17 protein-coding genes and 2 tRNA genes are annotated in these 21,565 nt (G+C 69.6%); 9 read left to right on the top strand and 10 right to left on the bottom strand.

The features are described from left to right. Window position 1 precedes the first annotated feature (1 nt). The 3 genes from VIL67_RS13025 to VIL67_RS13015 all read left to right on the top strand — a co-directional run bounded on the left by VIL67_RS13025 (window position 2) and on the right by VIL67_RS13015 (window position 5,890). Window positions 2–3,025 (top strand): TonB-dependent receptor plug domain-containing protein, encoded by a 3,024-nt coding sequence (locus tag VIL67_RS13025; protein ID WP_332049329.1) that lies wholly within the window; start codon window positions 2–4, stop codon window positions 3,023–3,025. Between the two features lie 151 nt (window positions 3,026–3,176). Beyond that, entirely contained in the window at window positions 3,177–4,871 is a 1,695-nt protein-coding gene (locus VIL67_RS13020; RefSeq protein ID WP_332049328.1) for a tetratricopeptide repeat-containing sulfotransferase family protein, read from the top strand. Next, window positions 4,868–5,890: an aspartyl protease family protein gene (locus VIL67_RS13015; protein ID WP_332049327.1), complete on the top strand. Its 1,023-nt coding sequence runs from the start codon at window positions 4,868–4,870 to the stop codon at window positions 5,888–5,890. The genes VIL67_RS13020 and VIL67_RS13015 overlap by 4 nt, the downstream gene beginning before the upstream one ends. Here VIL67_RS13015 and sppA read toward each other — a convergent pair. From sppA to VIL67_RS12995, 4 genes are all read right to left on the bottom strand, one after another. After that, complete coding sequence (gene sppA, locus VIL67_RS13010) at window positions 5,887–7,659, bottom strand: signal peptide peptidase SppA (protein ID WP_332049326.1); 1,773 nt, start codon at window positions 7,657–7,659, stop codon at window positions 5,887–5,889. The genes VIL67_RS13015 and sppA overlap by 4 nt on opposite strands. A gap of 162 nt (window positions 7,660–7,821) precedes the next feature. Further along, window positions 7,822–8,280: a hypothetical protein gene (locus tag VIL67_RS13005; RefSeq protein ID WP_332049325.1), complete on the bottom strand. Its 459-nt coding sequence runs from the start codon at window positions 8,278–8,280 to the stop codon at window positions 7,822–7,824. Window positions 8,281–8,359: 79 nt separating this feature from the next. Further along, the gene (locus VIL67_RS13000) at window positions 8,360–8,986 is read right to left on the bottom strand and encodes a hypothetical protein (RefSeq protein WP_332049324.1); all 627 of its coding nucleotides are present in this window, start codon (window positions 8,984–8,986) and stop codon (window positions 8,360–8,362) included. A gap of 387 nt (window positions 8,987–9,373) precedes the next feature. Continuing rightward, a tRNA-Pro gene (locus tag VIL67_RS12995) sits at window positions 9,374–9,450 on the bottom strand. Window positions 9,451–9,594: 144 nt separating this feature from the next. Here VIL67_RS12995 and VIL67_RS12990 point away from each other — a divergent pair. Together VIL67_RS12990 and VIL67_RS12985 are read left to right on the top strand one after the other, a co-directional pair. Then, window positions 9,595–9,668, top strand: a tRNA-Gln gene (locus VIL67_RS12990). Window positions 9,669–9,876: 208 nt separating this feature from the next. After that, window positions 9,877–10,335, top strand: a complete 459-nt coding sequence (locus VIL67_RS12985) for a helix-turn-helix domain-containing protein (RefSeq protein ID WP_332049323.1) — start codon at window positions 9,877–9,879, stop codon at window positions 10,333–10,335. A gap of 567 nt (window positions 10,336–10,902) precedes the next feature. On the opposite strand, the gene ahpF is transcribed toward VIL67_RS12985, so the two are convergent. The 4 genes from ahpF to VIL67_RS12965 form a co-directional block, all read right to left on the bottom strand. After that, window positions 10,903–12,510 (bottom strand): alkyl hydroperoxide reductase subunit F, encoded by a 1,608-nt coding sequence (gene ahpF / locus VIL67_RS12980; protein WP_332049322.1) that lies wholly within the window; start codon window positions 12,508–12,510, stop codon window positions 10,903–10,905. 79 nt (window positions 12,511–12,589) lie between these two features. Next, on the bottom strand, window positions 12,590–13,153 hold the full coding sequence (gene ahpC / locus VIL67_RS12975; protein WP_332049321.1) for an alkyl hydroperoxide reductase subunit C: 564 nt from the start codon (window positions 13,151–13,153) through the stop codon (window positions 12,590–12,592). A 151-nt stretch (window positions 13,154–13,304) separates the two neighbouring features. Then, a complete protein-coding gene (locus VIL67_RS12970; RefSeq protein WP_332049320.1) occupies window positions 13,305–13,850 on the bottom strand; it encodes a GNAT family N-acetyltransferase in 546 nt (181 codons plus the stop codon). Continuing rightward, window positions 13,847–15,946 carry a S9 family peptidase gene (locus tag VIL67_RS12965; RefSeq protein ID WP_332049319.1) on the bottom strand — a complete coding sequence of 700 codons (2,100 nt, stop codon included), beginning with the start codon at window positions 15,944–15,946 and terminating at the stop codon, window positions 13,847–13,849. The genes VIL67_RS12970 and VIL67_RS12965 overlap by 4 nt, the downstream gene beginning before the upstream one ends. 195 nt (window positions 15,947–16,141) lie before the next feature. Between VIL67_RS12965 and VIL67_RS12960 the strand changes: the two genes are divergently transcribed. Then, entirely contained in the window at window positions 16,142–16,963 is an 822-nt protein-coding gene (locus tag VIL67_RS12960; RefSeq protein WP_332049318.1) for a trypsin-like serine peptidase, read from the top strand. Between the two features lie 89 nt (window positions 16,964–17,052). Here VIL67_RS12960 and VIL67_RS12955 read toward each other — a convergent pair whose 3' ends face one another. Beyond that, the gene (locus VIL67_RS12955; RefSeq protein ID WP_332049317.1) at window positions 17,053–17,502 is read right to left on the bottom strand and encodes a MaoC family dehydratase; all 450 of its coding nucleotides are present in this window, start codon (window positions 17,500–17,502) and stop codon (window positions 17,053–17,055) included. Between the two features lie 98 nt (window positions 17,503–17,600). Between VIL67_RS12955 and VIL67_RS12950 the strand changes: the two genes are divergently transcribed. Further along, entirely contained in the window at window positions 17,601–18,050 is a 450-nt protein-coding gene (locus VIL67_RS12950; RefSeq protein ID WP_332049316.1) for a GNAT family N-acetyltransferase, read from the top strand. A gap of 162 nt (window positions 18,051–18,212) precedes the next feature. Here VIL67_RS12950 and VIL67_RS12945 read toward each other — a convergent pair whose 3' ends face one another. Further along, window positions 18,213–19,751, bottom strand: coding sequence for an acyl-CoA synthetase (locus VIL67_RS12945; RefSeq protein WP_332049315.1), 1,539 nt, complete (start codon window positions 19,749–19,751; stop codon window positions 18,213–18,215). 122 nt (window positions 19,752–19,873) lie between these two features. Here VIL67_RS12945 and VIL67_RS12940 point away from each other — a divergent pair, with 122 nt between their 5' ends. Continuing rightward, window positions 19,874–20,758: a crotonase/enoyl-CoA hydratase family protein gene (locus tag VIL67_RS12940; protein ID WP_332049314.1), complete on the top strand. Its 885-nt coding sequence runs from the start codon at window positions 19,874–19,876 to the stop codon at window positions 20,756–20,758. A gap of 307 nt (window positions 20,759–21,065) precedes the next feature. Then, on the top strand, window positions 21,066–21,485 hold the full coding sequence (locus VIL67_RS12935) for a Ros/MucR family transcriptional regulator (RefSeq protein WP_332049313.1): 420 nt from the start codon (window positions 21,066–21,068) through the stop codon (window positions 21,483–21,485). Window positions 21,486–21,565 lie beyond the last annotated feature (80 nt).

Raw genomic sequence — 21,565 nt, 5'->3', positions numbered from 1 at the left:
CTTGAAAATCAGAACCGTGCGGGAGCGCCTGCTGGCGTCTTCCATGATCTGCGGTGCGGCCGTGCTCGGCCTCTCCGCCACCCAGGCGGCGGCTCAGGAGGGTGAAGTCTCCGAAATCGTCGTCACCGGCACCCGGATCCCGTCTCCGAACCTGGAGAGCGTCAGCCCGGTCACCGCGATCGGCTCGGCCGAGATCAAGGCCCAGGGCGTCACCCGGGTCGAAGACATGGTCAACAGCCTGCCGCAAGCCTTCGCGGCCCAGGGCGCGGCCCTCTCCAACGGCTCCACCGGCACCGCCACCGTCAACCTCCGTGGCCTGGGCGCCACCCGCACCATGGTGCTGGTCGACGGTCGCCGCCTGATGCCGGGCACCCCCAACACCACCGGCGGTTCGCTGGCCCCCGACCTGAACTTCATCCCGACCGCCATGGTGGAGCGGGTTGACGTGCTGACCGGCGGCGCCTCGGCCGTGTACGGCGCCGACGCCGTCGCCGGCGTCGTCAACTTCATCATGCAGAAGAACTTCGAGGGTGTGCGCATCGACACCCAGTACGGGTTCTACCAGCACAAGAACGACAACCCGGTGGCGGACGTGATCCGCGCCGCGGCCGGCAACGCCGCCAGCCCCGAGTTCTTCGCCCTCCCCGACGAGGACGTGATCGACGGCGAAAGCTCGGAAGTCACCCTGATCCTCGGCGTCAACGCGCCGGACGGCCGCGGCAACATCACCGCCTACGCCGGCTACCGCCACTTCGAGCCGATCCTGCAGGGCAACCGCGACTTCTCGTCGTGCACGCTCAACTCGGGCGACACCTTCTCGGCCGCCGGCTGCGGCGGCTCGGGCACGGCCTTCCCGGCCCGCTTCGGCAGCTTCGTGGTCGACATCACCGGCCCGGGCAACACCTTCCGCCCGCGCGTCGCCAGCCGCGACGTCTACAACTTCGGCCCGCTGAACTACTACCAGCGTCCCGACGACCGCTATGTCCTGGGCGCGTTCTCGCACTACCAGCTGACCGACTGGGCTGAAGCCTACGCCGACGTCATGTTCATGGACGACTCGTCCACGTACCAGATCGCGCCGGGCGGCATCTTCGCCGGCTCGTTCTCCGTGAACTGCGCCAACCCGTTCCTGTCGGCCCAGCAGGCGGCCCTGCTGACCGCCACGGCGGCCTCGGGCGGCGGCACCTGCGCCACCAACCCGGCGGGCACCTTCACCGGCACCATCGCGCGCCGGAACGTCGAAGGCGGCGGCCGTCAGGGCAACACCGAGCACATCCAGTACCGCTACGTCGTCGGCATCCGCGGCGACCTGAACGACAACTGGAACTACGACGCCTACCTGCAATACGGCCGGGTGAAGTTCACCCAGGTGCAGACCGGCTTCTTCCGGACCGGCGCCATCCAGAACGCCCTGAACGTCGTCAACGTGAACGGCACGCCGACCTGCGCCTCCGTGGTCGCCGGTACGGACACTGCCTGCGTGCCCTACAACATCTTCCAGCTCGGCGGCGTGACGCAGGAAGCGCTCGACTACCTGGAAACCCCGTCCACCCAGATGGGTAACCTGTACGAGCGCATCGCCAACATCTCGTTCGGCGGCAACCTGACCGACTACGGCCTGAAGAGCCCGTGGGCGGAAGACGGCGTCGGCGTCTCCTTCGGTGCGGAATACCGCCGCGAGACCCTCGACTTCGCCGCCGACTTCGTGTCGTCGTCGGGTTCGCTGAACGGCGCCGGCGGCGCCTCGCCGCCGGTCAACGGCAGCTTCGACGTCTACGACCTGTACGCCGAAGCCCGCGTCCCGCTGATGCAGGACATGCCGTTCGCCCGCTCGCTGACGTTCGAGACCGCCTACCGCTTCTCGGACTACTCCTCGATCGGCACCACCCACACCTACAAGTTCGCGGGTGACTGGGAGCCGATCGAAGACCTGCGCATCCGCGCCAGCTACCAGCGCGCGGTGCGTGCGCCGCACGTGCTCGAGCTGTTCAGCCCGCAGAACGTGATCCTCGACGGCACGCAGGACCCCTGCGCCGGCCTGACCGCCGGCGATCCGCTGGTGGCCCGCTGCGCCCAGGCCTTCGGCCTGACCACGGCCCAGGTCCTGGCGATCGAAGAGAACTCCGCCAACCAGTACAACGGCCTGACGGGCGGTAACCCGAACCTGGATCCGGAAAAGTCCGACACCTACTCGCTGGGCTTCGTGTACCAGCCGTCGTACCTGCCGGGCCTGAACCTGTCGGTCGACTGGTTCGACATCAAGGTGAAGGACTACATCAGCGGCATCGGCGCCGACCTGATCATCAACAACTGCATCGACACGCTGGATCCGTTCTACTGCGGCCTGGTCAACCGGGACGCGCAGGGCTCGCTCTACCTGTCGCCGCAGGGCTACATCGTCGACACCACCCTCAACACGGGTTCGCTGCGCACCAGCGGCGTCGACATCAACCTCGGCTACCGCACCGACCTCGACCGGTTCGGCCTGACCGACATGGGCGGCCTGTCGCTGTCCTTCGTCGGCACCTGGCTGGACAAGCTCGAGATCCAGTCGCTGCCGGACTCCGAGGCCTTCGACTGCACCGGGCTCTACGGCACGATCTGCTCGGTCTCGGGCGGCCTGTCCTCCCCGAACCCGGAATGGCGCCACAAGGCCCGCGTGACCTGGAACACTCCGTTCGCCTACGGCGACTGGATCAACAGCGTCGGCCTCTCGGTGCAATGGCGCCACTTCGACAGCGTCACGCTGGACGCCTATTCGGACCAGCCGGGCCTCAACAACCCGGACCTGCAGGCCGCGACGGATCGCAAGCTCGCCTCGCGCGACTACTTCGACCTGACGGCCACCTGGACCATGAAGGACACGGTCAACTTCCGCCTCGGCGTGAACAACGTGTTCGACAAGGATCCGCCGCTGAACGGTTCGTCGAACTGCCCGACCGGGCCCTGCAACGGCAACACCTGGCCGCAAGTGTACGACACCTTCGGCCGGTACATCTTCCTGGGCCTGACCGCCGACTTCTAGTCGACGGTCTCTTCCAGAGAGAACGATCTGGGGGCGGCGGAGCAATCCGCCGCCCCTTTTTCGCGCCTGTTGTTCGGCCCTGCGAAAGCCGGGCTGAACCGCGGCGCTGGCGCTGCTACGATGCGGTCCGGTTTTGCACGGGGTGGCGGCGTTGAGCGGCGGTTGGAAGGTAGGCCAGGTCCAGGTGAAGGTCGGCGGACTGGCCATGCCCAGGGTCGCCCCGTCCATGGCCGAGGCCGAGCGCGAGCGCGCTGATCTCGCGGCCATCCAGCAGGCTCTGCAGGGCCGCGACCTCGACCGCGCCGCCGAACTCGCTCAGGCCGCCCACAGCCGCGGCATGGAGCACCCCCTGGTGCTCAACCTCACCGCCCTGAAGCTCGAGAAGGAGGAGCGGTTCGGCGAAGCGCTGAAGGTCCTCCAGCGCGCCGTCGAGATCGCGCCCGCCGACTTCGCCGCCCGCAACGCCCTGGGCCTGTGCCTGCACCGGCTCGAGCGCCCCGCCGAGGCCCTCGAGCAGTTCGACAAGGTCCTGGAGGACCAACCCGACTTCGGCGGCGCGCACGCCTCCCGCGGCGCGGCGCTGGAATCCCTCGGCCGGCTGATCGAGGCGGAGGCCGCCTACCGCCGCGCGCTCGAGCTCCAGCCCGACAACCTCGGCGCCGTCGCCGGCCTCGCCAACCTCGCAAGCCGCCGGGGCGCCCATGCCGAGGCCCGCCCCCTGGCCGAGCGGGTGCTGGCCGCCGTCCCCGACTATCCCGACGCCGTGATGGCCCTGGCCGCCGCCGACCTGGCGGAGGGCGCGCACGCGCGCGCCGCCGCTCGCCTGGAGACGCTCGCCGCCGATCCCCGCGCCACCGCCGTCCAGCGCGCCCTGGCCAAGGGGCTGCTGGGCGACGTGCGCGACGCCCAGGGCCTGGTGGCCGACGCCTTCGCCGCCTACCAGGCCTGCAACAGCGACCTGGCGCGCGCCTACGCCCCACGCTTCGCCGGCGCCGACGCGCTGACGTTCGCCCGCGCCATGCTGCAGACGCTGGAGACCGCCGGCCCCGAGACCTGGCCTGCGCCGGCGCCCACCGCCTCGGCGGCGCGGCGCCATGTGTTCCTGCTGGGCTTCCCGCGCTCCGGGACCACGCTCCTGGAGCAGGTCCTGGCCAGCCATCCCGATGTCGAGGCGCTGGAAGAGCGCGAGACCCTCGCCGACGCGAGCCGCGCCTTCCTGGCCGAGCCGACCGGCGTGGCCCGCCTGGCGAGCGCCTCGGACGGCGAGCTGGACGACCTGCGCGCCGCCTATTGGTCGCGCGTCGCCGCCGAAGGCGCCCAGCCGGCGGGCAAGGTGTTCGTGGACAAGCATCCCCTGAACACCTTCCGCCTGCCGCTCATCGCCCGGCTGTTCCCGGACGCGGTGATCCTGCTCGCCCGGCGCGACCCGCGCGACGTGGTGCTGGCCGCCTGGCGGCGCCGCTTCGTGATGAGCGGCTCGGCCTACCAGCTGCTCACCCTGCCAGGGACCGCCGGCTACTACGATGCCGCCATGCGCATCGCCGAGCGCTTCGCCCCCAGCCTCGGCGAGCGGCTGCACGTGGTCCGCCACGAATCCCTCGTTGAGGACTTCGACAGCGTCGTGCCGCAGGTCTGCGCCGCCATCGGCCTGACCTTCACCCCGGCCATGCGCGCCTTTTCGGACCGCACCCGCGACCGTGGCATCGCCACCCCCACGGGCGCCCAGCTGGCCGGCGGCCTGTCGGCCGAGGGGCTCGGCGCCTGGCGGCGTTACGCCGAGCCGCTCGGTTCTGTCCTGCCCGTTCTCGCCCCGTGGGTCGAACGCTTCGGCTACGCGCCCGAATGAGCCCGCCCGCGCCGCCCGCGTGGACCCGCCGCGGCCTCGCCGCGGCCGTGGGCCCGGGATTGCTCGCGGCCTGCGCGTCGCTGCCGCGGGCCGAGCCGCCCGTCGTCTCCATCAACCTGCTCGACGCCGAGCCGCCGCCCGGGCCGCCGGACGCCACCCTCCTGGAGACCGCGTTCGACGAGGCGCGGCGCATGACGGTGCCGGTCTACATCGACCGCAAGGGCCCGTACGCCTTCGTGGTCGACACCGGGGCCAACCGGACCGTGGTCTCACGCGAGCTGGCCGGCGCCTGCAGCCTGCCCTCGGCCGGCCAGGCGGCGGTGCACGGCATCGCTGGCGTCGAGCCCGCCGACCTCGCCCGCGTGGGGCGGCTGCGCGTCGGCTCGGTGATGTCGGCCGGCCTGGACCTGCCGGTCCTGCCGCGCACCCGGCTGGGCGCCGATGGCCTGCTGGGCGTGGACGTGTTCAAGAACCGCCGGGTCCGGATGGACTTCGGCCAGAACCGCTTCGAGATCAGCCCATCCGGCAAGGGCGTGGAGATCGGCAAGCGCACCGACACCCGGATCCGCGACGTCGCCGGCCCGGTCACCGTGCCGGCCCAGCACCGCTTCGGCCAGCTGGTGATCCTCGACGCCGAGGTGGGCGGGGTGAAGGTCAGCGCCTTCATCGACTCCGGATCGCAGGTGACCGTCGGCAACCGCGCGCTCCGCGAGGCGGCCGTCCGCGCCCGCCCCGAGCTCGCCGTTCGCCTGGCGCCTGTGCCGCTGATCAGCGCCACCGGCCAGACGGCCCGCGGCGAGTTCGCGCCGCTCCCCGTGGTTCGCCTCGGCGGCCTGGCCATCCACCAGGTGATGGGGGTCTTCGCCGACCTGCACATCTTCGACCTGTGGCGGCTGGCCGACCGTCCGGCCCTGCTGGTGGGCGTGGACGTGCTGCGCCACTTCGACGACGTCACCCTCGACTTCGGCCGTAAGCAGGTGGTCTTCCGCCCCCGGCCGCCGACCCGCCGCCTGCGCTAGAAGCCCGGGGTCGGCGCCAGGACCATGGCGCCCTGCTCGCGCAGCCGCTGGGCGGCGATCTGGTCCATCACCCGCTCGGCGCGCGGATCGCCGAAGATCCACGCCGCCGCCGCCAGCGTCCGCACCGAGCTCGCCTGGACGCCCAGCAATCGCTCAAGCGCCTCGAACGGCGAGGCCATGGGCCCGACCCGCTTCAGCGTCGGTTCGCCCTCGATCTTCGCCAGACGCCGGGCCCGCTCCACCGCCTGGTAGAACCCGCCGAGCTCGTCCACCAGCCCCAGCTGTCGGGCCTGGGCGCCGGTCCACACGCGCCCGCGCGCGATCTCGCGCACCCGCTCGGGGGGCAGCTTCCGGCCGGCGGCCACGCGGGCGATGAAGTTGTCGTATATTCGGTCCATCCAGCCGGCGAAGGCGGCGCGTTCCTCGGGGGTGAAGTCGCGGCCCACGCCGAAGGCCCCGGCGTAGGGGCTGCCGACCTCCAGCTGGCGCACGTCCACGCCATAGCGGGCCAGCGCCTCGCCCACCGCGAACTTGCCGCCGAACACCCCGATGGAACCCGTGAGGGTGGAGGGCTGCGCGACGATCGACGAGGCCTCCGAGGCCACCCAGTAGCCGCCGGACGCCGCATAGGTGCCCATCGACACGACCACCGGCTTGCCGGCCGCCTTGGCCGCCCGGATCTGCGAGAGGATCTGCTCCGAGGCGGTGTCGGAGCCGCCGGGCGAGTTCACCCGGAAGACGATCGCCTTGACGTCCTTGGCCTTGATCGCCGCCTGGAAGGCCTCGGCCACATCGTCCGAATAGATCGCGCCCCCGCCGCTGAACGGATTGCCGCCGCCGGCTCGGCCGGTGACGATGGCGCCGTCCCCCTCGATCACGGCGATGGCGTCGGCCGCGCCGCGCCGGTCCCGCCGCCCATGGCCATAGTCGTCGAAGTCCACAAGCTCGGCGCCTTGGCCGGCGCGCTGCAGGAGCGCCTGCTGCGCCTCGCGCACCTGGCCCAGCCGGTCCACCAGGCGCAGACGCTGGGCGTCCTCGGCCAGGTAGGGCCCGGACTCGAGCGTCCGGCGCAGGGCGGCGGCCTCCTGCTTGCGGTCGGCCGCCGCGGCCACGATGCCGCTCTCGTACACCGAGGTCATCCACGACAGCTGCGCCTCGCGGTGCGCGGGCGTGTAGTCCTCATGGAGGAAGCCGTTGACCGCGTTCTTGTACTCCTGCCGCTGCTCGAAGTTGGGCGACACGCCGTAGCGGTCGAACAGCCGCTTCAGGAAGATGTCCTCGCTGGCCACGCCCGTTGCCTGGAACGAGGCGCCGGGCTGCATCCACAGCTCGCTGGCCGCCGCGCCCAGCATGTAGGTCGAGGTGATCACGCCCGAGGGGTAGAGCCCCTGGCTGTGGGCGATCACCGGCTTGCCCGAGGCGCGGAAGTGCTTCAGCGCCAGCCGGATCTCGTCGGCGGCCGCGGGCGCGATCCCGCCCTCGGGCAGGCGCACCAGCACGCCCTTCACCCGGTCGTCCTCGGCCGCCCGACGCAGCCCCTCGATCACCGACATCACCGACTGGGAACGCCGCCCGATACCGGCGAAGGGGTTCTGCGGGGTCTGGTCGGTCAGCGGGTCGCGCAGATCGAGCTCCAGCACCGTGCGCGACGGCACCGGGGCGGGGCCCGCGGCGCTGGCCGCCATGGCCACCAGCACGATGGGCACGCCGATGAGGAAGATCATCAGGCCCGCGAACACGCCGGCCGCCGTGATCAGGAACTGCTTCATGGACCGCGATTGAACCTCGGGACGCCGCCGCCGCCGGGGAGGGGCCGCCGCGACCGCCTGTGGCATGGAATCCGACCTGCGGGAAGGGCCGCGGAATCAGGCTCCCGACGCGATGCCCCGCGCGGCGATCGTTCATTCCCCAGCAGTGTCGCCAAGCCGAGCTCAGTAGCCCTCGAAGGTGTCTGCGCCGATGATCTCACAGATTTCGGCGACCGAGCGCGCCTTGCGGACCCGCTCCAGCAACGCGGCGAATTCAGCCTCGTCTCCACTGAACCCCGTGTAATCGCTTCGGAAGGTCTCCAGCGACTCCAGGGTTCGCTGCTGGACCTCGGCGAGCGTGAGCTTCGGTAGGGGTTCGAGCTCGTGCTCGATGCGCGATTGGGTGGGACCGAAACCCGGTAGCAGGGACAACAGCGACCCGGCTCTGCCGGTTCGGCGAGTGGAAAGAACACGCCAGCGCCGCCCGTCGGCGTCGATGAGCTCCATGCCCTGCTGCATGTTCTCGCGCAGGGTTCGCGGCCCGCACTTTGTCAGTCGGTCGAGATCCGGAAATCCCCAGTTCTCCCGGTCTGGGGTGAACCCCAAGACCGGGAACCGGAAGCCTGCCTCCTGCGTCTTCATCGGCATCCCCGCCCAAGAACGAACCGGCAACATAGCGGAGCGCGGGCCTTCAAGAAAGACAGCAGCGCTGTTCCGAGTTTCAACGTGCCTGGCGCGGCTCCGCACCGGCGAGATTCTCCCACGCATCCGCAACGTAGCCCGCCATCGCCGTTGGCACGGCTTTCTGCCAGTCCGTTGTCCCGTACCAGACGCGTCGCACGGGATCGTACCTCGGCTTGCCGTTCCAGCTGCCGGTCAGCCGACGATGTTGTTCCTTCGGCAACGTCTTCAGGAAGGCATAGTGGTTGCGGGGATCCTGCGCGGTTCGGCTCTTACCCTTTAGCGGGATGGTGTGGTGGATTTCCTCACCTTTGCCGGCGAGCCCAGCCTTCCGGATCTGCTTGGCGGCCGCGTTCGCCGTGACAGACCCGTCTTTAAGCACCCCGATCCCCTTCGATGCCGCTCGGACTCCGTTGACGAGGGCCCCTGATGGCAGCGCCTCACCGACTGCCATCGCGGCGTTGAAGGCTGCGCCGCCGTAATTTCGATCCTGGAGGTCGGCCGCCGCTTCCCAGGCCGGACCCACAACGGGAATGAACGATTGGGCTAGGCTCGGCCGCTGGATCCTAGGCCCGTTCTGGAATCGCCTCAGGCCCTGTTCCGCCATCTCCAGAGGTGATCGGAAGCCGCGATCTTCCGCTTGCCGTTGAGCTCTGATCTTCGCCATGTCCCTGTCGTACAGTTCGCCGGCAGGGTCCGGCACGCTCCGCGGCTCGCCGCGAGGCATCCTTGCCATCCTCGATCTCCATGGGATGAAGCGCCGCGCAAGCGGCTACCGCCGGGCGGCCACGCCGCCCAGGTTCCAGCATTCAGACTTCTGTCGGGTCTTGGCGCAGGCCTTGTCCGGTTTGGGTGGCGGCACGCTGATCCGAGGACGTCACAATTGCACATCGCTCGGATGGAGTCAAGAACAAACGGGGAACATAGGCGGCCGATCGGCCCTGCCGCGTCGCGCTCTAATCGCCCGCGCCGCGGACCACAGCGAGCCATACCTTTTGGCGGGGCGCGACTTACGCTTGAGAACGAGGGGGGGCCGCGCAGGCGCGGGAGAAGATGGTCGGAGTGGCAGGATTCGAACCTGCGACCCCCGCGTCCCGAACGCGGTGCTCTACCAGACTGAGCCACACTCCGACTTGGAGGCCGGCCTTATAGGGGAGTGTTCGGAGCCCCGCAAGCGGCTCGCAAAACGATCGCCAACGGGGCGTTGCATCGCGCAAGGTCCTGCGCTATCTCACCGCCTCTCGCGAGGGGGACACCCCTCTGCGCCGTTCCTGCTGGGGAATGGTGTAATGGTAACACTGCGGTTTTTGGTACCGTCATTCTAGGTTCGAGTCCTAGTTCCCCAGCCACTTCCTCCACTTCCTCCACTTCCTTCCTCGGAGCGGGCCCGGCGCCTGCGCACGCAAGGCGGACGCTTGCGCGGCCGGTCGCTCGATCGCGGCAGCCTAGGTAGTTTTACGTAATGGCGGAGCTTCGCCGCATGGGCGAAGCAGCGGCGTGGTGGCTTGGCCTTGGGGCCGGCCGCCGGTTCGCCAATCCCGAGCCCAAGGGGTCGCCATGTCCGTCGTCAATCTCCCGCCCCAAGCCGTCACGTCCCAGCGCGGTGCGGCCGGCTTCTCGGATCCCGAGGCCCACCCGGTGGACCGCCACGTCGGCCTGCGGGTGCGCCTGCGCCGCAAGGCGCTGGGGCTGAGCCAGGACAGGCTGGCGGAGGCGCTGGGCCTGACCTTCCAGCAGGTCCAGAAGTACGAGCGCGGCGCCAACCGGATCAGCGCATCGAAGCTGTGGGAGATCGCCCGCGTGCTGAAGACGCCGATCAGCTGGTTCTACGAGGGCCTGCCGGAAGAGGGCGTCGAGACGGCGCCCATGGCCAGCGCCGGCTTCCTGGTCAGCAACGACGGCCTCGAGCTGGCGCGCAGCTTTCCGCTGATCCGCGACGCCCGGACCCGCCGCCGCATCGTCGAGCTGGTTCGCACCCTGGCCGAGCCCGAGGTCGAGCTGCGCACCGTGGCCTGACCCCATTCTGGGTTCTTTAGGTAGTTTCCCGTAGTCGCCCCAGACGCGAAGCAGGCGCAGACTCATCCTATGACTTCCGGGATGCAGACCCTCGCCAGACCCGCCCCTGTGCCGTCGGCGCTCGCCTTGGCCGACGCCGCGTGGCGCGAGCGGCTGCGCACGCGGTTGGCCAGTATCGCCGCGGCCAGTCCGCAGGCGCCCGGCTCGCGCGGCTGAGGTTTCGCTCAGGACGATCGGTGCGATTCAGCCGGCAAGGCTTCGATCAGGACCGCGTTCACCTCCGCCCTCCGGCCTTGAGGGAAGGGTCCTTAAGTTCACGGTAGCCAGTTTGCTCCGGCGTCTGGGCGGCTCAAGGACGAGCGCGCAGCGCTCGCCGCCGCGCGGCGCGCCCGCAGGGCGCGTCCTTGACCCGCCCAGACGCCGGAGCTCCAATCTGCCGTGGACCTTAAGGGCGCGCAGCATCGGAGCGATGCTGTCGCTGGCGGCGAGCGGCCGTCCAACGAAAAGCCGCCGCAGGTCGCCCCGCGGCGGCTTCGTCGTCTGCCGCTGGCCCCAGGCCCGCCCGGCTCAGGCGGCGGCTTGCCCCAGGTCGGCGGGCTCAGTCCCCTCCGCCGGGTTGGGCTGGCGGATCAGGTAGTCGAAGGCCGACAGCGACGCCTTCGAGCCCTCGCCCATGGCGATGACAATCTGCTTGTACGGCGTCGTGGTGGCGTCGCCGGCGGCGAACACGCCGGGCACGCTGGTGGCGCCGCGGTAGTCGGTCTCGATCTCGCCGCGCGGGGTCAGGGCCACCGCGCCCTTCAGCCACTCGGTGTTGGGCACCAGGCCGATCTGCACGAACACGCCCTCCAGGTCGACGCGGTGCGTCTCGTCGGAGTTGCGGTCCCTGTAGGTCAGGCCGTTCACCTTCTCGCCGTCGCCGTGAACCTCGGTGGTCAAGGCCGAGGTGATCACCCGCACGTTGGGCAGGCTGGCGAGCTTGCGCTGCAGCACCGCGTCGGCGCGCAGCTGGCCGTCGAACTCGATCAGGGTCACGTGCGCCACGATGCCGGCCAGGTCGATGGCCGCCTCGACGCCGGAATTGCCGCCGCCGATCACCGCCACGCGCTTGCCCTTGAACAAGGGGCCGTCGCAGTGCGGGCAGTAGGCCACGCCCTTGTTGCGGTACTCGTCCTCGCCCGGGACACCCATCTGCCGCCAGCGGGCGCCGGTGGCCAGGATCACGGTCCGGGACTTCAGGCTTGCGCCGTTCTCCAGCTGCACCTCCACGAGCCCGCCGGGCGCCGACGCCGGGACCAGCTTGACGGCCCGCTGCAGGTTCATCACGTCGACGTCGTAGTCCTTGACGTGCTGCTCGAGGCCGGAGGCCAGCTTCGGCCCTTCGGTGTGCGGCACCGAGATGAAGTTCTCGATGGCCATGGTGTCCAGGACCTGGCCGCCGAAGCGCTCGGCCGCCAGACCCGTGCGGATGCCCTTGCGCGCGGCGTAGATGGCCGCCGCGGCGCCGGCCGGGCCGCCGCCCACCACCAGCACGTCGAAGGCGTCCTTGGCCTTGATCTTCTCGGCCGCCCGGGCCGCCGCGCCGGTGTCCAGCTTGGCCAGGATCTGGCCGATCTCCATGCGGCCCTGGGCGAAGGGCTCGCCGTTCAGCAGCACCGTCGGCACGGCCATGACCTTGCGGTCCTCGACCTCCTGCTGGAACAGCGCCCCGTCGATCGCCACGTGGCGGATGCGCGGGTTCAGCGTGCTCATGGTGTTCAGCGCCTGCACCACGTCGGGGCAGTTCTGGCACGAGAGCGAGAAATAGGTTTCGAACACGAAATCGCCGTCCAGCGCCTTCACGTGTTCGACGACGTCGGCCTCCACCTTGGGCGGGTGGCCGCCCACGTGCAGCAGGGCCAGCACGAGCGAGGTGAATTCATGGCCCAGCGGCAGGCCGGCGAATCGGACCGAGACCGCAGGGTCGTCCTTGCGGACGATGGCGAACGAGGGCCGGCGCGCATCATCGTCGGCGCGGCGCACGCTCACCTTGTCGGATTGGGCGGCGATGTCCTCCAGGAGCTCCATCAGCTCCCGGGACTTGGGCCCGTCGTCCAGCGACGCGGCCAGCTCGATCGGCTGGCGGAGGTTCTCGAGGTAGGCCTTCAACTGGGCCTTGAGCGAGGCGTCCAACATGCGGGGCTCCGGGGGAGGATTACGCTACAGGGTGGCCGGCGCCGCCGCGTCGGGCGGCGCCGGAACCGGTCGTGCAGGCTTAGATCTTGCCGACGAGGTCGAGCGAGGGGGCGAGGGTCTTCTCGCCTTCTTCCCACTTCGCCGGGCAGACTTCGCCCGGGTGGTTGCGCACGTACTGCGCGGCCTTGACCTTGCGGAGCAGCTCGGCGGCGTTGCGGCCGATGCCCTCGGCGGTGATCTCCATGAACTGGATCACGCCGTCCGGGTCGACCAGGAAGGTGCCGCGATCGGCCAGGCCCTGGCCCTCGCGCATCACTTCGAAGTTGGTGGTCACCACGCCGGAGGGATCGCCGATCATGGTGTACTTGATCTTGCCGATGGCCGGCGAGGTGTCGGCCCAGGCCTTGTGCGAGAAGTGCGTGTCGGTGGAGACCGAATAGATCTCGACGCCCAGCTTCTGGAACTCGGCGTAGTTGTCGGCCAGGTCTTCCAGCTCGGTCGGGCAGACGAAGGTGAAGTCCGCCGGATAGAAGAAGACCACCGACCACTTGCCCTTCAGGTCGGCGTCGCTGACGGAGAGGAACTTGCCTTCCTTGTAAGCCTGCGCCGTGAACGGCTTCACCGTGGTGTTGATCAGAGACATCGTGCACTCCCGATTGAGGTTCGCCCGATTTAGTCGCTCGGTCGTGATAAGCAAAATTGATTTTGCCATGACCAACCCATAGACGGGCTCTATAGGCTCGGCCGTAGTCTCGCACAGGCGGGCGGCGGGAGTCCCGGCCGGCGCCGCGGCGTCAGCCGCCGCCGAGCGCCAGGCCGGGGATGTCGGGCAGGGTGTCGGCGCCGCCGTTCAGCGGCTTCTGCATCATCACGATGTCCACCCAGCGGCCGTGCTTGAAGCCGACGTTGCGGACCACGCCCGCGTCGGCGAAGCCGAGCGCCCGGTGAAGGCCGATGGAGGCGGTGTTGCCGCTGTCGCCGATCACCGCCACCACCTGGCGCAGGCCCATGGCCGTGCAGTGGTCGAGCACCGCCGCCAGCGCTGCACGTCCGACGCCGCGGCCGATCGCGTCGGGCGCCACGTAGACGCTGTCCTCGACGGTGAACCGGTAGCCGGGGCGCGGGCGGAACGGGCCCGCATAGGCATAGCCCAGCACCCTCTTCCCCAGTTCCGCTACCAGGAACGGCAGGCCATAGCCTTGGATATCGCGCCGCTTGGCCTCCATCCAGGCGACGCCCGGCGGCTCCAGCTCGAAGGTGCCGAAGCCGGTCAGGACGTGATGATCGTAGATCGCCGCCAGGGCTTCGGCGTCGGCCTCGGTGGCGGCGCGGATGATCATGCCTTCGTCCAGCCCTCGTCGATCGCCCAGATCGCGAAAGCGTAGTCCAGGGCGATCTCCTTCAGGAAGTCGAACCTGCCCGAGGCGCCGCCGTGGCCCGCCTCCATGTTGATCTTGAGCAGGATCGGGGCGGCGCCGGTCTGGTTCTCGCGCAGCTTCGCCACCCACTTGGCCGGCTCCCAGTAGGTCACCCGCGGGTCCGAGAGGCCGCCGGTCGCCAGGATCGGCGGATAGGCCTTGGGCTCCACCCGGTCATAGGGGCTGTAGCCCGCGATCCGGTCGTAGGCCTCTGCATCCTCGATCGGGTTGCCCCACTCGGGCCACTCCGGCGGCGTCAGCGGCAGGCTGGTGTCGCTCATGGTGTTCAGCACGTCGACGAAGGGCACCGCGGCGATGATCGCGCCCCACAGGTCGGGCCGCAGGTTCGCCACCGCGCCCATCAGCATCCCGCCGGCCGAGCCTCCGTAGGCCGCGATCTTCCCCGTCGCGCCGTAGCCCTCGGCGATCAGGTGCTCGGCGCAGGCGATGAAGTCGGTGAAGGTGTTGGTCTTCTTCTCGCGCCGGCCGTCCAGGAACCAGCCCCAGCCCTTGTCCGAGCCGCCGCGGATATGCGCCGTAGCCCAGATCCACCCCCGGTCCACCAGGCTCAGGTTGCGGATCGAGAAGCTGGGCTCCATGGCGTGGCCGTAGGAGCCGTAGCCGTAAAGCAGCACCGGCGCCGAGCCGTCCAGCGGCGTGTCCTTCAGCATCAGGACCGTGACCGGCACCTGCTCCCCGTCGGGCGCGGGGGCGTAGAGCCGCCGGGCCACGTACTTCGACGCATCGTGGCCGGACGGGATCTCCTGGGTCTTGCGCAGCGTCCGCTCCCGCGTGGCCATGTCGTAGTCGAACCACTGCCTGGGCGTGGTCGGCGACTGGTAGACGAAGCGGGTCAGCGTGGTGTCGTACTCAAGGCCGCCCTCCAGGTTCAGGGCGTAGGCTTCTTCGTCGAAGGCCACCTCGTGCTCGTCCCCGGCGCGCGTGGTCACCACCAGCCGGTCCAGCGCGTTCACCCGCTCGGCCCGCACCAGATGCCCCGCGTAGGCCGCGAAGCCCGTGATGTACCGCCCGGGCTGGTGGGCGATCCAGTCGCGCCAGGTGGCCTTGGCGGGAACGCCGGCCACGGAGACGCAGAGCTTGAAGTCCACCGCGCCGTCAGCGTTGGTGCGGATCACCCAGCGGTCGGTCCAGTGGTCCAGGCTGTACTTGACGCCGACCTGCCGCGGCTCGGTGATCACCGGGCGGGCGGTGGGGTCGCTGGCCGGGATCATCAGGATCTCGGTGGTCTCCTGGTTTCCCACGTGGATCAGGATGAAGCTGTCGTCGCTCGCCGTCCCGACGCCCAGGAACATGCCCTCGTCGGCTTCTTCGTAGACCAGCACGTCCTCGCCGCCCCAATCCTTGCCGGGCCGGGCGGGGCGTCGGAAGACCTTGGACGGCCGGGCGTTCTCGTCGCGCCAGATCCAGAACAGCCACTGGCTGTCCGGCGAGAAGGCGAAGTCGCCATAGGCGCTCTCGATGGGCGTCCCGAGCGTCTCGCCGGTCGCCAGGTCCTTCACGTGGATCTGGAAGTATTCCGAGCCCTGCTCGTCCACGGCCCAGGCGTAGAGCGTGTGGTCCGGCGAGTGGCTGGCGGCGCCCACCTGGTAGTAGGCCTTGCCCTTGGCCTGGGCCTGCTCGTCCAGCAGGACCTCTTCCGGCCCGCCGCTCCGCGGCCGGCGGGCGTGCACCGGATGCTCCGCGCCCAGCTCGTAGCGGGCGTAGTATTCCCAGGGGCCGTCGGGCGCCGGGACCGAGCTGTCGTCCTCCTTGATCCGGCCCTTCATCTCGGCGAACAGCTCGGCCTGCAGCGCCTCGGTGCCGGCCAGCATGGCCTTGGTGTAGGCGTTCTCGGCCTCCAGGTGCTCGCGCACGTCGGCGCGCAGCGCCTTCGGGTCGCGCAGCACCTGCTGCCAGTTGTCGTCCTTCATCCAGGCGTAGTCGTCCGTGCGGACGCGGCCCAGCTGCTCGATACGGTGCGGCGCCTTGCGGGCCTTCGGCGGGGAGGGGAGGCTCATGGGCGCTAGATGCGCCGCCGCGCAGGGCGGCTCAAGCTTCACCGCAGCGTGACGCGCGTCACTAGGGCGCAACGCTGCCGTTCGTTCTCGTCTTGTTGCCGTCCGGCTTGTCTCATTAACTAAGCGTGCATCGAGATCGCGCACAAAGACGCGACGGGGCTATCGAGTTCAACGTTTACAAGTCGGGGATCCCCCATGCCTTTGGATCTCTCTGTCGAGCTGATCCACGCGACTGTTCAGCTGGAGCAACCGCTCGGCGACGGCACGCGCACGGTCGGCACCGGGTTCCTGATCTCGGAGCGCGCGCCCGACGGCCAGCCGCGCACCGTGCTGGTCACCGCCAACCACGTCTTCCAGAAGATGCCAAGCGGGAACGCCCGCATCGGCTACCGCATCGCCAACGCCGACGGCTCGTGGAGCTACTCGCCCCAGTCGCTGAAGATCCGCGACGCCCGGGGCCAGCCGCTGTGGACCGCCCACCCCAGCCGCGACGTGGCCGCCATCTCCATCACCGCCCCGCCCGAGTTCGCCAAGGCGGCGATCCCGGCCGACTACCTGGCGGCTGACGACACCTTCTCCAAGTTCCAGGTGGGCGCCGGCGACGAGATGATGGCGCTGGGCTTCCCGCGCGGCCTGGCGGCCAACCAGGCCGGCTTCCCGATCCTGCGCTCGGGCCGGGTGGCCTCCTTCCCGGTGGCCCCGGCCAAGATCTTCCCGACCTTCCTGCTCGACTTCTCGGTCTTCCCGGGCAACTCGGGCGGCCCGGTGTTCATGAGCGACAACTCGCGGCGGCGCGCGGGCGCCGACGGCGAGGCCAAGTTCATCGCCGGCCTGCTCACCCAGCAGGTCGAGCTGAACAACGAGCGCCTCGAGATCGGCATCGTCACTCACGCCAAGTACATCCGCGAGACCCTGGCCCTGGTCAGCAACCCGGCCGCGCCGGTGACCATGGCCGTCGGCGAACGCACCGCCGGCGCCCGCGCCGCCTCCGCGGAAGAGGCGGTCGCGCGCGACTGATCGGCGGACGCGCGTCCTCTAGCGCTGGGCAATAAAAAGGGCGGCCGCTGGGCCGCCCTTTCCATGTCTTTGCTGGGGCCCCGAAAGGGTCAGCCGCCGTAGACCACGCTGATCGTCTCGGCGATGCAGGCGGGCTTGTCCTCGCCTTCGATCTCGATCGTGCACTCGTTCTTGATCTGCATGCCGCCGGCCTTGGGCTCGGCGCCGATCAGCTTCTGGCGCAGGCGCACGCGCTTGCCGACGCGCACCATGTTGGTGAAGCGCACCTTGTCCGAGCCGTAGTTGATGCCGCGGGTCACGCCCTTGATCGGCAGCAGGCCGGCCGACAGGAACGGGATCAGCGACAGGGTCAGGTAGCCGTGGGCGATCGGGCCGCCGATCTCGCGGGTGGCGCGCTCCACGTCCACGTGGATCCACTGGTGGTCGCCGGTGGCCTCGGCGAACTGGTTCACCCGCTCCTGGGTGATCTGCACCCAGTCCGAGACGCCCACTTCCTGGCCGACCAGGCCGGGCAGGTCCTTGAATTCCACGGCGTTCATGTGCTCGCTCCCTCGAGATTTGGCTTGGGTCGCCTTCGTCCTAACATCTGTTGGGGTGCGGGCAAGCGCCCAGGGCGCAGCTCTGACGCGGGGGAAGCATGCGGATCCGGCCGGCCGGGATGGACGAGCTTCCGGCGCTGAGCGCGCTCGCCCTCCGGGCCAAGGCGTCCTGGGGCTATCCGCCCGCCTTCCTCGAGGCCTGCCGCGACGAGCTCACCCTGACGCCCGAGAAGGTCGCCGGCTGGGACATCTGGGTGGCCGAACTCGACGGCCGGCCGGCCGGCATGATCGCGCTGCGGATGGCCGGCCTGGACGCCGAGCTCGAGGACTTTTTCGTGGAGCCCGAGCTGCAGGCCCGCGGTGTCGGCTCCGCCCTGATGTCGACGTTCCTGGACGCCGCCCGCGCCCGCGGCGCCATCGCCGTCGCCCTGGACGCCGACCCTCACGCCGAGCCGATCTACGCCCGCTTCGGCTTCACCACCGTCGGGCGCAGCCCCTCCGGCTCCATCCCCGGCCGCTGGCTCCCCCGGATGCGCATGCGCCTCTGATCCCCTCTCCCGCCTGGCGGGAGAGGGCTAGGGTGAGGGCGGCTCATCGCGCGGCCATGCGCCGCCGTTGGACCCGTGCGCCCGGAGCCAACGCCTCACCACGTCAGACGATGGCGCCGCCCTCACCCCGACCCTCTCCCGCCCTGCGGGAGAGGGAGAGGCTCACACGATCCGCGAGCCTTCCTTGCCCCAGTACTGGTCGCGGATCAGGCGCTTGTAGAGCTTGCCCGTGGGGTGCCTGGGCAGCTCGGCCATGAAGTCCAGCACGCGCGGGGCTTTCACGTGGCTGAGGTTCTGGCGGGCGTAGGCCATCAGCTCGGCGCGCAGGTTCTCGCCGGCCTCGGCCCAGTCCATCGGCTGGATCACCGCCACCACCTTCTCGCCCATCTCCTCGTCCGGCGCGCCGACCACCGCGGCGTCCGCCACCTTGGGGTGGCCGATCAGCAGGTTCTCGATCTCCTGCGGATAGATGTTCACCCCGCCCGAGATGATCATGAAGCTCTTGCGGTCGGTGAGGTAGAGGTAGCCCTCCTCATCCATCCAGCCCACGTCGCCGAGCGTGGTCCAGCCGTACTTGTTGGTGCCCTCGGCCACCTTCTCAGGGGCGTTGTGGTAGCTGAGCGGCGGGCCGTTGGCGAAGTGCACCACGCCCTCGGTCCGCGGCGGCAGCGGCTCGCCGTCCTCGTCGCAGATTCGCAGCTCGCCCAGCACCGCGCGGCCCACCGAGCCCTTGTGGGTCAGCCACTCGTCCGACTTGATGAAGCAGAAGCCGTTCCCCTCGGTGCCGGCGTAGTACTCGTAGATCACCGGGCCCCACCAGGCGATCATCTGCTCCTTCACCGGCACGGGGCAGGGGGCGGCGGCATGCACCGCCGACTTCATCGAGCTCACGTCGTACTTCTTCCGCACCTCCTCCGGCAGCTTCAGCATCCGGACGAAGTGGGTGGGCACGAACTGGCCGACGTCGACCTTGTGCGCCTCGATCAGCGCCAGCGCCTGCTCGGGATCGAACTTCTCCATCACGATCACCGTGCCGCCCAGCTTCTGCACGCTCATGCACCATCGCAGCGGGGCGGCGTGATAGAGCGGCGCCGGCGAGATGTAGGTGCAGCCCGGCGTGAAGCCGAACAGCCCCTGGGCCATCATCACCAGCGCATTGGGCTCGTCGATCGCCGCCCCGGTCAGCGCCGGCTTGATGCCTTTCGGCCGGCCCGTCGTGCCCGACGAATAGAGCATGTCCGAGCCAGCCGTCTCGTCGGCGATCGGCGTGGTGGGGAAGGGCGCGCGCGCCGCCTCGAAGCTCTCGTACGGGGGCCGGGCCTCGCCGACCATGTAGAGCTTCACGCCGGGCAGCACCTTGGGCAGTTCGTCGATCACGGGGCCGACGCCGGCGGAGGTGATCAGCACCTGCGCCCCGCAGTCCCCGACGATGTACTCCACCTCGCCCGCCGTCAGCTTCGACGAGATGCAGGTGTAGTAGAGGCCGCTCCGCTGCGCCGCCCAGGCGATCTCGAAGTAGCGGGCGTTGTTGTCCATGAAGATGGCGATCACGTCGCCGGCCTTGAGCCCCAGCGAGCGGAACAGGTGCGCGCCTTGGTTCGAGCGCTCGTCCAGCTGGCGGTAGGTCACGGTCTCGCCAGAGCCCGCCATGATGTAGGCGGCCCGGTCGGGCTGGGTCTTGGCGTGGGTCGCCGGATGCATTGGTTTCACTCCCGCGCCGCCTGGCGACGGCGGCCGACTTATCTCTGTTGGCCGGCATTCGGACGGCTTGACCTACCGTCCGTCAACCCGTCCGAACTGGCTCCAAACAGGAGGAGCTTCCCATGTCCGCGCCGACTTTCGAGACCATCCAGTACGCCGTGGAGGACGGTGTCGCGACCGTCACCCTGAACCGGCCGGAGAAGCTCAACGCCTTCAACACCCAGATGATGAAGGACCTGATCAAGGTGTTCGACGTCACCGACGCTGACGACGCCGTGCGCGCCGTCATCGTCACCGGGGCGGGCCGCGCCTTCTGCGCCGGGGCGGACCTGTCCGCCGGCGCCCAGACCTTCGACTACGAGGCCCAGGGCGGCCAGGCCCTGGCCGAGCGCCAGCGCGACGGGGTGCAGCGCGACGGCGGAGGCCTGCTCACCCTGCGGATCTTCGACAGCCTCAAGCCGGTGATCAGCGCCTGCAACGGGGCCGCCGTCGGCGTGGGCGTCACCATGCAGCTGGCCATGGACATCCGGCTGGCCTCCACTGAGGCGCGCTATGGCCTGGTCTTCGCCCGCCGCGGCCTCAACCCGGAAGCCGCCTCGTCCTGGTTCCTGCCTAGGCTGGTGGGCGTCCAGACCGCGCTGGAGTGGTGCTACACCGGCCGCATATTCCCGGCGCAGGAGGCGCACGAGAAGGGCCTCGTCCGCTCGCTGCACGCCCCCGACGACCTGCTGCCCGCGGCCCGCGCCATCGCCCGCGAGATCGCCGACAACACCGCCCCGGTCTCGGTGGCCATCACCCGCCAGCTGATCTGGCGGATGGCGGGCGCCGGCCATCCCATGGAGGCCCACATGGCCGACAGCCGCGGCATCCAGGCCCGCGGCCGCTCGGGCGACGCGCGGGAAGGGGTCACCTCCTTCCTCGAGAAACGCCCGCCCAACTATCCGGACAAGGTCTCCTCCGACCTGCCCGACATCTGGCCCCACTGGCAGGCGCCGACCTTCCGATAGGAGTTCGGGCCGATGATGACCTTTGCTGCACTGCAGTTGAGCCGGGGCGGTCCGCGGATGAATTCACACCGGTGCGACTGATTCGCGACCGGCCCCCGATCATAGGTAGACGGGGCCGGTCTTACTCTCCCGGATTGCGAGCAGCAGAATGACCGCTGGGATTTATCTCAACTTCTGACCGCGTTCGCTCAAATTGAGTTCTTCTAACTTGCTTGTCCTGTGCGTGAGTTCCATATAAGGGCTGCGCTACTGATCTTATGGATCGCTTCGGCGCCGTTCATCGGCGCGCTTCTACGGAACGACAAGAATGGACGAGAAGTCGGAAGTCATCGAGATGACGGCGGATATCGTTTCCGCCTACGTCGGCAACAATAGCGTCGCCGCGGGCGACCTGCCGGCCCTGATCCAGAGCGTTCACCGCGCCCTGGCTGGCGTCTCGTCGGGCACGGAGACGGTGGAAGCCGCGCCGAAGGAGCCGGCCGTGCCGGTCCGCCGCTCGATCACCCCGGACTACCTCGTGTGCCTGGAGGACGGCCGCAAGTTCAAGTCGCTGAAGCGGCACCTGCGCACCAAGTACAACATGAGCCCCGAGGAATACCGCGCGAAGTGGAGCCTGCCGAAGGACTATCCGATGGTGGCCCCCAACTACGCCAAGGCGCGTTCGGACCTGGCCAAGCAGATGGGCCTGGGTCAGGGCGGCCGTCAGGCCCCGCGCAAGAAGCGCTAGGCTCGCGCGGGCCTGCCAGCCCGGACAAAAAACATCGTTGCACAGGGCGCCCGCCGGCTTCGGCGGGCGTTTCTGTTTTG

The sequence above is a fragment of the Phenylobacterium sp. genome (assembly GCF_036563385.1).
In the GTDB taxonomy this organism is placed as follows: domain Bacteria; phylum Pseudomonadota; class Alphaproteobacteria; order Caulobacterales; family Caulobacteraceae; genus Phenylobacterium.
Note: the sequence above shows the minus strand (reverse complement) of the source record. Positions and strands in the feature narration are given on the sequence as shown.